This window comes from Streptomyces sp. NPDC050564 (assembly GCF_044457265.1).
GTDB lineage: Bacteria > Actinomycetota > Actinomycetes > Streptomycetales > Streptomycetaceae > Streptomyces.
On record NZ_JBITGS010000014.1, the window covers coordinates 208,658 to 220,105 of the forward strand.

General features: G+C 67.7%; 11 protein-coding genes. 4 read left to right on the top strand and 7 right to left on the bottom strand.

Annotated features, from left to right (window positions below; all coding sequences use genetic code 11):
- Positions 1-124 precede the first annotated feature (124 nt).
- Both ACIBK0_RS23480 and dnaB read right to left on the bottom strand, forming a co-directional pair.
- The gene (locus tag ACIBK0_RS23480) at positions 125-1,510 is read right to left on the bottom strand and encodes a serine hydrolase domain-containing protein (RefSeq protein WP_399083121.1); all 1,386 of its coding nucleotides are present in this window, start codon (positions 1,508-1,510) and stop codon (positions 125-127) included.
- Between the two features lie 72 nt (positions 1,511-1,582).
- Positions 1,583-3,058 (bottom strand): replicative DNA helicase, encoded by a 1,476-nt coding sequence (gene dnaB / locus ACIBK0_RS23485; RefSeq protein ID WP_399083124.1) that lies wholly within the window; start codon positions 3,056-3,058, stop codon positions 1,583-1,585.
- A gap of 450 nt (positions 3,059-3,508) precedes the next feature.
- On the opposite strand from dnaB, the gene ACIBK0_RS23490 reads away from it, so the two are divergent.
- The gene (locus tag ACIBK0_RS23490) at positions 3,509-4,855 is read left to right on the top strand and encodes an MATE family efflux transporter (RefSeq protein WP_399083127.1); all 1,347 of its coding nucleotides are present in this window, start codon (positions 3,509-3,511) and stop codon (positions 4,853-4,855) included.
- A gap of 139 nt (positions 4,856-4,994) precedes the next feature.
- Here the strand turns inward: ACIBK0_RS23490 and rplI are convergent, their stop codons facing one another.
- The 4 genes from rplI to rpsF all read right to left on the bottom strand — a co-directional run bounded on the left by rplI (position 4,995) and on the right by rpsF (position 6,721).
- Positions 4,995-5,441, bottom strand: coding sequence for a 50S ribosomal protein L9 (gene rplI, locus ACIBK0_RS23495; protein ID WP_189187153.1), 447 nt, complete (start codon positions 5,439-5,441; stop codon positions 4,995-4,997).
- Positions 5,442-5,459: 18 nt separating this feature from the next.
- A complete protein-coding gene (gene rpsR, locus ACIBK0_RS23500; protein WP_003949403.1) occupies positions 5,460-5,696 on the bottom strand; it encodes a 30S ribosomal protein S18 in 237 nt (78 codons plus the stop codon).
- 57 nt (positions 5,697-5,753) lie between these two features.
- Positions 5,754-6,353 (bottom strand): single-stranded DNA-binding protein, encoded by a 600-nt coding sequence (locus tag ACIBK0_RS23505; RefSeq protein ID WP_399083131.1) that lies wholly within the window; start codon positions 6,351-6,353, stop codon positions 5,754-5,756.
- A 77-nt stretch (positions 6,354-6,430) separates the two neighbouring features.
- Positions 6,431-6,721, bottom strand: coding sequence for a 30S ribosomal protein S6 (gene rpsF / locus ACIBK0_RS23510; protein ID WP_399083134.1), 291 nt, complete (start codon positions 6,719-6,721; stop codon positions 6,431-6,433).
- Between the two features lie 286 nt (positions 6,722-7,007).
- Here rpsF and ACIBK0_RS23515 point away from each other — a divergent pair, with 286 nt between their 5' ends.
- The 3 genes from ACIBK0_RS23515 to ACIBK0_RS23525 all read left to right on the top strand — a co-directional run bounded on the left by ACIBK0_RS23515 (position 7,008) and on the right by ACIBK0_RS23525 (position 9,763).
- Positions 7,008-7,319 (top strand): hypothetical protein, encoded by a 312-nt coding sequence (locus ACIBK0_RS23515; protein WP_399083137.1) that lies wholly within the window; start codon positions 7,008-7,010, stop codon positions 7,317-7,319.
- A 163-nt stretch (positions 7,320-7,482) separates the two neighbouring features.
- Positions 7,483-8,604, top strand: a complete 1,122-nt coding sequence (gene femX / locus ACIBK0_RS23520) for a peptidoglycan bridge formation glycyltransferase FemX (RefSeq protein ID WP_399083140.1) — start codon at positions 7,483-7,485, stop codon at positions 8,602-8,604.
- Positions 8,605-8,731: 127 nt separating this feature from the next.
- Positions 8,732-9,763, top strand: a complete 1,032-nt coding sequence (locus ACIBK0_RS23525) for an alanine racemase (RefSeq protein ID WP_399083143.1) — start codon at positions 8,732-8,734, stop codon at positions 9,761-9,763.
- A gap of 92 nt (positions 9,764-9,855) precedes the next feature.
- On the opposite strand, the gene ACIBK0_RS23530 is transcribed toward ACIBK0_RS23525, so the two are convergent.
- Positions 9,856-11,361: a glycosyltransferase family 87 protein gene (locus tag ACIBK0_RS23530; RefSeq protein ID WP_399083146.1), complete on the bottom strand. Its 1,506-nt coding sequence runs from the start codon at positions 11,359-11,361 to the stop codon at positions 9,856-9,858.
- Between the last annotated feature and the right edge of the window lie 87 nt (positions 11,362-11,448).

Below are 11,448 nucleotides of genomic sequence, written 5' to 3' on the forward strand. Positions count from 1 at the left end.
CGGCCTCCCCAGCCCCCTTGGTTTTTTACAGGGGGGGGCTGTGGGGGGGGGCCCCGGGGGTGGGGGGGGGGTGTTTTTTACCCCACAAACCCCCCCCCCCCTCACCATGGCGTCGTCTAGCCGTCTACTGGATCCCCCGCCAGCCCTCGGGGTCCACCCCACCCGGCACAGGAGCCCCCTCGTCGTAGGGCTGCCGCGTGAAGACGAAGGACCCGAGGTCGAGATGGCTCACAGAGCCGTCCGGGCGCCGTACGGCCCGCAGCAGCTCACCCGCGTAGTAGCCGTCGAGCCCCGTCCATGTCCCGTCACCGTTCACCCGGAACCGGGCGCGCCGACCGATGCCGGACAGCGGCTCCAACGCGACGTCCCCACCGGCCGCCAACCGCAACCCGAACGCCTGAGTCCCCCAATACCACTGCCCGACCAACTCCAGTACAGAACCATCGACTTCGGTCATAGGGCGCCAGGGTTCGGGGATCCTCGGCTCGGCCTCCGCCACGATCCGTACGAGATCGGCGGCGACGGTCAGCGCGGGCGGGCCAGAGGTGCAGTTGGACAGCACGACCGCCGCCACGTCGTCCTCCATACCGATCACCAGGCCGGCCAGGAATCCCGGCAGGGAACCGGAGTGTCCGACGAGTGACCGGCCGTCTCGGTGCAGGATCTGCACGCCGAGGCCGTAGGCGGCACCGGCGGCCAGCTCCGCCGCCTCGGACGGCGCGGCAGGCGTACGCATCTCCCGTACGGACTCCGCGCTCAGCACTCGGTCGTCCCCCTGGGTCAGGAAGACGGCGAAGCGCGCCAAGTCAGCGGTGGTGGACCACAGTTGTCCGGCTGGAGCCATCCGGCCCAGGTCCTGGACGGGTTCGGGCATCATCACGTCCGCCCAGGGGTGAACGGCCCAGCCTCCCGCGTGCGGTGCCTGCGGGCGACCGCTCGTACGCTGCAGACCCAGCGGCTCGAGCACCTCGCGCCGCAGCACCTGCTCCCAGGGAGCGCCCCGCAACTCCTCGACCAGCGCGCCCAAGAGCGTGTAGCCGGGGTTCGAGTAGTGGTGTCGGCGCCCTACCGGGTGCCGGAAGGGCTGCTCGCCCAGGACGTCGGACAGTTCGGGGCGGAGCGAGCCCGGCGTGCGCTCCCACCAGGGCGCGGGCGACTCGGCCGCCAAACCGCCGGTGTGCGCGAGCAGTTCGGCGATGGTGACCTCCCCCGCGCCGGTACCCGGAAGATGCTTCTCCAGCGGGTCGCCGAGGCCCAGCACGCCCTCGTCACGCAACCGCAGTACGAGTACAGCGGTGAAGGTCTTGGTAATGGAGCCGATCCGGTACTGCACGTTCTCGTCGGGCCCGTGCCCGTCCACCGAGGTCCGTGCCCCGTTCCACACCGTCTCCCCGCCCCGGACGACGGCCGCGACCAGCGACGGCGCCCGACCCTGGGTCTGTGCGACGGCGATACGGTGCAGCAGAGCCCGGCGCGTGGCGGGAAGCAGATCATCCTGAGGTGTCGTCATGGCACCAGTCCACCCGGCCCGGCACCACACGTCGAGCGCATTAACCCGGGGCCGGCGCCGCAGGGCGTCGGATCAGGTCTGTGCCATGTCCACGAAGCGCGAGTAGTGGCCCTGGAAAGCCACCGTGATCGTGGCCGTCGGGCCGTTACGGTGCTTGCCGACGATGATGTCCGCCTCGCCCGCGCGCGGTGACTCCTTCTCGTACGCATCCTCGCGGTGCAGCAGGATCACCATGTCCGCGTCCTGCTCGATCGATCCGGACTCACGCAGGTCGGAGACCATGGGCTTCTTGTCCGTACGCTGCTCGGGACCACGGTTGAGCTGTGACAGCGCGATCACCGGCAGCTCCAGCTCCTTGGCCAGCAGTTTGAGGTTTCGCGACATGTCGGAGACTTCCTGCTGGCGGCTCTCGGACCGCTTGCCGCCCGACTGCATCAGCTGCAGATAGTCGATGACCACGAGCTTCAGATCGCTACGCTGCTTGAGGCGGCGGCACTTGGCGCGAATCTCCATCATCGACAGGTTCGGGGAATCGTCGATGTAGAGCGGGGCGGCCGAGACATCGGGCATACGGCGCGCGAGCCGGGTCCAGTCCTCGTCGGTCATCGTGCCGGACCTCATGTGGTGCAGGGCCACTCGGGCCTCGGCCGACAGCAGACGCATCGCGATCTCGTTGCGGCCCATTTCGAGCGAGAAGATCACGCTGGGCATGTTGTGCTTGATCGAGCAGGCCCGCGCGAAGTCCAGGGCCAGCGTCGACTTACCCATGGCGGGACGAGCCGCGATGATGATCATCTGGCCCGGGTGCAGACCGTTGGTGAGCGAGTCGAGGTCGGTGAAACCGGTCGGCACGCCGGTCATCTCCCCCGAACGCGAACCGATCGCCTCGATCTCGTCGAGAGCGCCCTCCATGATGTCGCCGAGCGGCAGATAGTCCTCGGTGGTGCGCTGCTCGGTGACCGCATAGATCTCGGCCTGGGCGCTGTTGACGATCTCGTCGACGTCGCCGTCGGCCGCGTATCCCATCTGGGTGATGCGCGTGCCCGCCTCGACCAGGCGGCGCAGGACCGCCCGTTCGTGCACGATCTCCGCGTAGTACTCGGCGTTCGCCGCGGTCGGGACCGTCTGTACCAGGGTGTGGAGATACGGTACGCCGCCGACCTTCGTGATCTCGCCGCGCTTGGTGAGCTCGGCCGCGACCGTGATGGGGTCGGCCGGCTCGCCCTTGGCGTACAGGTCGAGGATCGCCCCGTAGATGGTCTCGTGCGCAGGCCGGTAGAAGTCGTGCCCCTTGAGGACCTCGACGACATCGGCGATGGCGTCCTTGGACAGAAGCATGCCGCCGAGGACGGACTGCTCGGCGTCCAGATCCTGAGGCGGTACACGTTCGAAGGACGAACCTCCGCCCTCCCACGAGCCACTGTCCCGGTCGCGGTCGTGCTGCTCGTCTCGGCCGCGGCCACCGTTGCTGTGCTGGCGGGAAGAGGGCAGACGATCACTGGGACCGCTGTCGGCCCAGGGGTCGTCCAAGGGCTCGGAAATACTCACCGAGCCACCTCCTCCCGTCCGCAGAGCGGACCTAACCGTGCCTCTCATTTCTACGGCACGGCACTGACAACTGAGATGCCCAACTCCGGTTCTGACGCGTTGGTTTTGCCAGGTTTCCGAGGACGGAGGAGAGAGCGGGCGCCGCACCACGTTAGGGCCGCGGGCACCGTCAGCCAATCTGGTTATCCACAGGCCATGTGGACGACGGCCCGGATGCTGTGGAGAACCCCACAAAACCTGTGCACGACCCGGTGGACAGCCCTGTGAACAAGCCCTCAACCCCTGCGATGAACCCGCTCTGACCTGCTACTTTCCCATCCACCGGCTGTGCAGAAGAAAAACTTTCCCAGTCGGGCCAAGATCGCTGCAAACAGTGCGCGGGGGCACGCCTTGCCGGCGAGCGAGTAAGGGTCCTTTCGGCATTGCATCTCTTACCTGTGGAAGATTAGATTGGTGCTCATGACACAGGCTCCCGTGGCACCCAGGGCCACCCGCCGCCGGCACGACCGAGAGATCGTCGCGCTGGCTGTTCCGGCCTTCGGCGCACTCGTTGCCGAGCCTCTCTTCGTGATGGCCGACAGCGCCATCGTCGGCCATCTCGGCACCGCACAGCTGGCCGGCCTCGGCGTCGCCTCGGCGCTCCTCATGACCGCCGTCGGCGTCTTCGTCTTTCTCGCCTACGCCACCACGGCCGCCGTCGCCCGCCGTGTCGGCGCAGGCGATCTGCGGGCCGCAATTCGCCAGGGCATGGACGGCATCTGGCTTGCCGTGCTGATCGGCGCAGCCGTCATAGCCGTCGTCCTGCCGACGGCGCCCAGTCTCATGGAGCTGTTCGGCGCCTCTGACACCGCCGCCCCGTACGCCACCACCTATCTCCGGATCTCGACGCTCGGCATCCCTGCCATGCTCGTCGTGCTCGCCGCCACCGGTGTCCTGCGCGGACTGCAGGACACGAAGACCCCGCTCTACGTGGCCATAGGGGGCTTCGTCGCCAACGCCGCCCTCAACGCGGGCCTCGTCTACGGTGCCGACCTGGGCATCGCAGGCTCCGCCTGGGGTACCGTCATCGCCCAGTGCGGCATGGCGGCCGTCTATCTGTACGTCGTCGTCCTCGGAGCGCGGAAGCACGGTGCCTCGCTGCGGCCGGATGTCGACGGGATACGGGCCTGCGCCCAGGCCGGCGCTCCTCTGCTCGTGCGTACGCTGTCACTGCGGGCCATTCTCATGATCGCCACCGCGGTCGCCGCCCGGCTCGGGGACGCCGAGATGGCAGCGCACCAGATCGTCCTCTCGCTGTGGAGCCTGCTCGCCTTCGCACTCGACGCGATCGCCATCGCGGGGCAAGCCATCATCGGGCGGTGTCTCGGCGCGGACGATGTCGAAGGCGCCCGCGAGGCCTGTCGGCGCATGGTGCAGTGGGGCATAGCCACCGGGGTCGTGCTCGGCATGCTGGTCATCGCCGCTCGCCCCCTCTTCCTGCCCCTCTTCAGCAGCGATTCGATCGTGCGAGACGCTGCGCTGCCCGCCCTGCTGATGGTGGCCGTCTCACAACCGCTCTGCGGCATCGTCTTCGTCCTGGACGGAGTACTGATGGGAGCGGGGGACGGGCCATACCTGGCGTGGGCCATGCTGTTCACCCTGGTGGCCTTCGCTCCCGTCGCGCTGCTCGTCCCGGCACTCGGAGGCGGTCTTACCGCGCTCTGGAGTGCGATGACGCTGATGATGACGATCCGGATGATGACCCTCTGGCTGCGTTCTCGCTCGGGGCGCTGGATCGTCACGGGCGCGACGCGCTGACCGTTTCACGTGAAACCCCCGTTTCACGTGAAACCGCGAGCACCGGTATACGTGTGAGACGCAGCCTCAGCTCACGAAACGCCGAAGGGCCACACCCCGAGGGGTGCGGCCCTTCTCTCAGCTATGCCGAGCGCTGCACTCAGGCAGCAACAACCTCGATGTTGACCTTGGCGGCAACCTCGGGGTGCAGACGCACGGACGTCTCGTGGGCGCCCAGGGTCTTGATCGGCGCGCCCAGCTCGATGCGGCGCTTGTCGACCTCGGGGCCACCGGAAGCCTTGATCGCCGAGGCGATGTCGGCCGGGGTGACGGAACCGAAGAGACGACCGGCGTCGCCGGAGCGAACGGCCAGGCGAACCTTGACGCCCTCGAGGCGGGCCTTGATCTCGTTGGCCTGCTCGATGGTGGCGATCTCGTGGATCTTGCGAGCACGACGAATCTGCTCGACGTCCTTCTCGCCGCCCTTGGTCCAGCGGATCGCGAAGTTCCGCGGGATCAGGTAGTTGCGAGCGTAACCGTCCTTGACGTCGACGACGTCGCCCGCGGCACCGAGGCCGGAGACCTCGTGGGTGAGGATGATCTTCATGTGTCGGTCACCCTTCCCTTATCGCGCGGTGGAGGTGTAGGGCAGCAGCGCCATCTCACGGCTGTTCTTCACGGCCGTGGCGACGTCACGCTGGTGCTGCGTGCAGTTGCCGGTCACGCGGCGGGCACGGATCTTGCCGCGGTCGGAAATGAACTTCCGCAGCATGTTCGTGTCCTTGTAGTCCACGTACGTGACCTTGTCCTTGCAGAAAGCGCAGACCTTCTTCTTCGGCTTGCGCACAGGCGGCTTCGCCATGGTGTATCTCCTGTGTGATCAAGAAGTGAGGGTACGACCCACCCTCGGCCCGGGGGCCTAGAAGGGGGGCTCGTCCGAGTAGCCGCCGCCGGAGCCGCCGGAGCTTCCGCCCCAGCCGCCGCCGCCACCGCCGCCGCCCTGGTTGCCACCGGCAGGGGCGCTGGTCGCCCAGGGGTCGTCGGCGGGAGCGCCGCCACCCTGCTGCTGACCGCCGCCGGAGCCTCCGCCCCAGCCGCCGCCCTGCTGGCCGCCACCACCACCGCCGCCGCCGTAACCACCCTGGCCGCCTCGACCCGTGGTCTTGGTGACCTTGGCCGTGGCGTTCTTCAGGCTGGCGCCGACTTCCTCGACGTCCAGCTCATAGACCGTGCGCTTGACGCCCTCACGGTCCTCGTAGGACCGCTGCTTCAGCCGGCCCTGCACGATGACGCGCATGCCTCGCTGGAGCGATTCCGCGACGTTCTCCGCCGCCTGACGCCAGACCGAGCAGGTCAGGAACAGGCTCTCGCCGTCCTTCCACTCATTGGTCTGACGGTCGAAGGTGCGGGGAGTGGACGCGACACGGAACTTCGCGACCGCCGCACCGGAAGGGGTGAAGCGCAGCTCGGGGTCGTCGACAAGATTGCCGACGACCGTGATGACGGTCTCGCCTGCCATGGGGGAACCTCTCGGCGGGTTTGCTGCTGGCTGCTAGTGCTGCTACTCGATGCCCGAGATCAGCTGAGCTGGAGAGCTCAGTGGGTCTCGGGACGGAGGACCTTGGTCCGGAGGACCGACTCGTTCAGGTTCATCTGGCGGTCGAGCTCCTTGACGACCGCAGGCTCGGCCTGCAGGTCGATGACCGAGTAGATGCCCTCGGGCTTCTTCTTGATCTCGTACGAGAGACGACGACGGCCCCAGGTGTCGACCTTCTCGACCTTTCCGTTGCCCTCACGGACGACGGCGAGGAAGTTCTCGATCAGGGGGGCGACAGCGCGCTCCTCGAGATCGGGGTCGAGGATGACCATCACCTCGTAGTGACGCATGTGGAACCCACCTCCTTTGGACTCAGCGGCCACGGTCGTTCCGTGGCAGGAGGGTTGTGATGCGTACGCAACGGTATCGGCCGCCACTGACAATCGGGCTCCCCGTCGGTGGACCGAGCGGGAATCCCTGTCGTGACCTGGCCTTGGCCTGGGCAGACACCGGTGCAGACGCTACAGACTACCTGCACACCCGCTTCCGGTTGAAATCCAACCGGGTTGACCGTCAATCTGTACACATCGGGTGTGTATGGCGCTACGATGCGCCGCCTTCCGCAGGAGGTGCCACATGGCACAGGTATTGCGACCCAACACGACCGGCTCTCTCTTCGCCACGGATGGCAAGGCCCATCCGCTCCAGGACACCTTGCTCGCGGTGACCCTGGTGCTCGGGATCACGGCCTTCGTCACGGCGATGTTCCACAACCTGCACCTGCTCACCTCTTGGGCCGGGCTGATCGGAATCCTGACCGGCGCGTACGGACAGTTCATCTCCGTGACGACGCGGGAGCGCTTCGGGCTGATCCTCGGGCTCGGTGCGTCGGCCATCGGCTTCTTCCTCGGCATGGCGCATGGGGGTCTCTTCGGCGGCCTCTTCTAATCCGAACGCCCGATTTCCTCTGCCCCCGGGACTCTTCTTCATCCGTCCCCAGGGCGCAGGTTCCATACGGCCATTCGAGGCGCTCCCAGGGCGCAGTAGGCTTCGGCGCGAGAGCCGGAGCCCCTGTACCCATGGGGACACACCAGCCCGAGGAGCGCCCCGAATGAGCCTGACCCTGAGGACCATCAGTCGAGAGCAGCATCTGGCGTACATCCAGAGCCTGCCCGCGGCGAGCCACATGCAGGTCCCGGCCTGGGCAGACGTCAAGGCGGAATGGCGCTCCGAGAACCTCGGCTGGTTCGACGACAGGACCGGCGAGATGGTCGGCGCGGGCCTGGTGCTGTACCGCCAGCTGCCCAAGATCAAGCGCTACCTCGCCTATCTGCCCGAGGGCCCGGTCATCAACTGGTACGCGCCGAACCTCGACGACTGGCTCCAGCCGATGCTCGCGCACCTCAAGCAGCAGGGTGCCTTCTCCGTGAAGATGGGTCCGCCGGTGATCATCCGGCGCTGGGAAGCCGCGTCCATCAAGGGCGGCATCCAGAACCCGGACGTCAAGCGCCTGCGCGACATCGAGGCGGACTTCATCGAGCCGCGCGCCTTCGAGGTCGCCGACAAGCTGCGCCGCATGGGCTGGCAGCAGGGCGAGGACGGCGGCGCCGGCTTCGGCGATGTACAGCCCCGCTACGTCTTCCAGGTGCCGCTGGCCAACCGCTCCCTGGAAGAGGTCCACAAGAACTTCAACCAGCTGTGGCGCCGCAACATCAAGAAGGCCGAAAAGGAGGGCGTCGAGGTCGTCCAGGGCGGCTACCAGGATCTCGAGGAATGGCAGCGGCTGTACGAGATCACGGCGATCCGCGATCACTTCCGGCCCCGCCCACTGTCGTACTTCCAGCGCATGTGGACGGCCCTCAACACCGAGGACCCCAACCGGATGCGGCTGTACTTCGCCCGGCGCGACGGTGTGAACCTGTCCGCCGCGACCATGCTGGTCGTCGGCGGGCACGTCTGGTACTCGTACGGCGCCTCGGACAACATTGGACGTGAGTTCCGGCCCTCGAACGCGATGCAGTGGCGGATGCTGCGCGACTCGTATGCCCTGGGTGCGACCGTCTATGACCTGCGCGGCATCTCCGACTCGCTGGACGAGACCGACCACCTCTTCGGCCTGATCCAGTTCAAGGTGGGCACGGGCGGGCAGGCCGCCGAGTACCTCGGCGAGTGGGACTTCCCGCTGAACAAGCTGCTCCACAAGGCGCTCGACATCTACATGTCGCGCCGCTGAGCCGGCCCGAAACGCATGCCGAGCCGCTGATCCGGCCCGGCGTCGCCCCGTCGGTCCGGCGGATCCGCCACAATTTCCTTTCATACCCTGATACACCGCAGCCACGAGAAAGGTTCCGGGACCGGCCATGGCGCTCACGCTCTACGTCGACACCGCGCGCTGGCGGGCACACCACAAGCACGTGTCCGAGCAGTTTCCGGGGCTCGTCCCCGTCTGCAAGGGCAACGGCTATGGCTTCGGCCACGAGCGGCTCGCTGACGAGGCCACCCGCCTGGGCTCGGACGTCCTCGCCGTCGGCACCACGTACGAAGCCGCCCGGATCAAGGACTGGTTCGGCGGCGACCTACTGGTCCTGACGCCGTTCAGGCGGGGCGAGGAGCCCGTGCCGCTGCCCGACCGCGTCATCCGCTCCGTGTCGTCCGTTGACGGCGTGTACGGCCTTGTGGGGGCCCGTGTCGTCATCGAGGTGATGTCCTCGATGAAGCGGCACGGCGTGAGCGAGCACGACCTGCCCCACCTGCACTCCGCCATAGAGAACGTCCGGCTGGAGGGCTTCGCCATCCATCTGCCGCTGGACCGCACCGACGGCTCGGACGCCGTCGAGGAGGTCATCGGCTGGATGGACCGCCTGCGCGCCGCCCGCCTGCCGCTGCACACGATGTTCGTCAGCCACCTCAAGGCCGAGGAACTAGCCCGTCTCCAGCAGCAGTTCCCTCAGACCCGCTTCCGCGCGCGCATCGGCACGCGGCTGTGGCTGGGGGACCACGAGGCGACCGAGTACCGCGGGGCCGTCCTGGACGTCACTCGCGTCTCCAAGGGCGACCGCTTCGGCTACCGGCAGCAGAAGGCCGCCTCCGACGGCTGGCTGGTCGTCGTGGCGGGCGGTACGTCGCACGGAGTGGGCCTGGAGGCCCCGAAAGCGCTGCACGGCGTCATGCCGCGCGCCAAGGGCGTCGCCCGCGCCGGCCTCGCGACGGTCAACCGGAACCTTTCGCCGTTCGTCTGGGCGGGCAAGCAGCGCTGGTTCGCGGAGCCCCCGCACATGCAGGTCTCGATCCTCTTCGTGCCCGCGGACGCCACGGAGCCGAGGGTCGGCGACGAGTTGGTGGCCCATCTACGGCACACCACCACGCAGTTCGATCGCATCGTCGAACGCTGAACCCAGGGCTCGACCAGCTCGAGCCCAGCAGAAAGGCCGTACACGGACACCCGTGTACGGCCTTTTGTGCGCCTTCTCTACGCCCTGTTCGCTCAGGGCGAACCGTCTCCGGCTGCCGCGCTCCGGCTGCCCCACTCGACCTGCGGCCCGTCGAAGTGCGCCGCGTGCCGCGGTGGATGGGCCGCTGCACCGAGCACGAAGACGTCCTCCGCACCGTCCAGGACGCCGCCCGACGGATCGTCGTCACCGGCTCGGCGCACCATGTCGCGCTCCGGCATGAAGATGTCGCGTACGACCACGGCGCACAGGTACAGCGTCCCCAGCAGGTGGACGGCGATGGCGATTTGGTACCCGTCGGTCGGCAGGCCCTTGTGGGCGTCCCCGCTGGTCGTGTACGCGAGGTACATCCAGATGCCCAGGAAGTACGCGACCTCGCACGCCTGCCAGATCAGGAAGTCCCGCCAGCGCGGCCGGGCCAGCGCGGCGAGAGGGACCAGCCACAGCACGTACTGGGGCGAGTAGACCTTGTTGGTGAGGATGAAGGCCGCGACGATCAGGAAGGCGAGCTGGGCGAAGCGGGGGCGGCGCGGGGCGGTGAGCGTGAGCGCGGTGAGGCCCACGCAGATGAGCAGCATCATGATCAGCGCCCAGTTGTTCGCCGTCTCGAAGGTGATCGTGATCTTCAGCCACTGCGAGATGAACAGGAACACCGACCCGAAGTCGACCCCGCGGTCGTGGCTGAAGCTGTAGAACTTCGCCCAGCCTTCGGGCGCGAAGTACATCACCGGAAGGTTCACGGCGAGCCAGGCACCGACGGTGCCGAGCAGCGCGATTCCGAACTCACGCCACTTACCGGCCCGCCAGCACAGCAGGAAGAGCGGTCCGAGCACCAGGAACGGGTAGAACTTGGCAGCCGTGGCGAGCCCGATCAGCACACCGAACGCCAGAGCCCGCCCCCGCGACCACATGAGCATGGCGGCGGCCAGCAGGACCACAGCGAGGAGATCCCAGTTGATGGTGGCCGTGAGCGCGAAGGCGGGCGCGAGGGCGACCAGGAGGCCGTCCCAAGGCCGCCGACGGTGGGTGCGCGCGGTGCACACAGCGATGACCGCCGCGCACACCATCAGCATCCCGGCGTTGACCATCCAGTAGATCTGCTCCTGGTCCTGGATGCTCCCGCTGCCCGGCGTGAGCCAGGCTGCGACCTCCATGAACACACCGGTCAGCACCGGGTACTCGAGGTAGTCCATGTCGCCGGGGATCTTGTCGAAGTACGGCACAAGACCGTCGGCGAAGCCGCGTCCCTGGTAGAGGTGCGGGATGTCGGAGTAGCACGCGTGTGTGTACTGCGAGCTGGCGCCGAAGAACCAGGCGCCGTCGTAGCACGGCAGCTTCTGCACCATGCCGAGGGCGAACATGCCGATCGCGACGAGCGCGACGACCCGCACGGGCGTCCACCACGACGTCCCGAGCAGGGCTCGTCGCCCGATGGGGCCGCCGATCAGCTCGCTGCCGCTCGCGGCGACCTCGTCTTCCTTGGTCGGCCGTACCAGCTCCGGCTCGTGCACGCTCACTCGCGTCGTCTCTGCACTGGGCATGCCGCACATCCTGCCGTACGCAGCTAGGAATACGCCGAGGGCCGCCGCACCTGGTCGGTGCAGCGGCCCTTGTTTCACGTGAAACGG

Excerpts from the sequence above, each read along its gene's own strand:
- ACIBK0_RS23480 (WP_399083121.1), bottom strand. The coding sequence starts at position 1,510 with ATGACGACACCTCAGGATGATCTGCTTCCCGCCACGCGCCGGGCTCTG.
- rplI (WP_189187153.1), bottom strand. The coding sequence starts at position 5,441 with ATGAAGATCATCCTCACCCACGAGGTCTCCGGCCTCGGTGCCGCGGGC.
- rpsR (WP_003949403.1), bottom strand. The coding sequence starts at position 5,696 with ATGGCGAAGCCGCCTGTGCGCAAGCCGAAGAAGAAGGTCTGCGCTTTC.
- ACIBK0_RS23505 (WP_399083131.1), bottom strand. The coding sequence starts at position 6,353 with ATGGCAGGCGAGACCGTCATCACGGTCGTCGGCAATCTTGTCGACGAC.
- rpsF (WP_399083134.1), bottom strand. The coding sequence starts at position 6,721 with ATGCGTCACTACGAGGTGATGGTCATCCTCGACCCCGATCTCGAGGAG.
- ACIBK0_RS23515 (WP_399083137.1), top strand. The coding sequence starts at position 7,008 with ATGGCACAGGTATTGCGACCCAACACGACCGGCTCTCTCTTCGCCACG.
- femX (WP_399083140.1), top strand. The coding sequence starts at position 7,483 with ATGAGCCTGACCCTGAGGACCATCAGTCGAGAGCAGCATCTGGCGTAC.
- ACIBK0_RS23525 (WP_399083143.1), top strand. The coding sequence starts at position 8,732 with ATGGCGCTCACGCTCTACGTCGACACCGCGCGCTGGCGGGCACACCAC.
- ACIBK0_RS23530 (WP_399083146.1), bottom strand. The coding sequence starts at position 11,361 with ATGCCCAGTGCAGAGACGACGCGAGTGAGCGTGCACGAGCCGGAGCTG.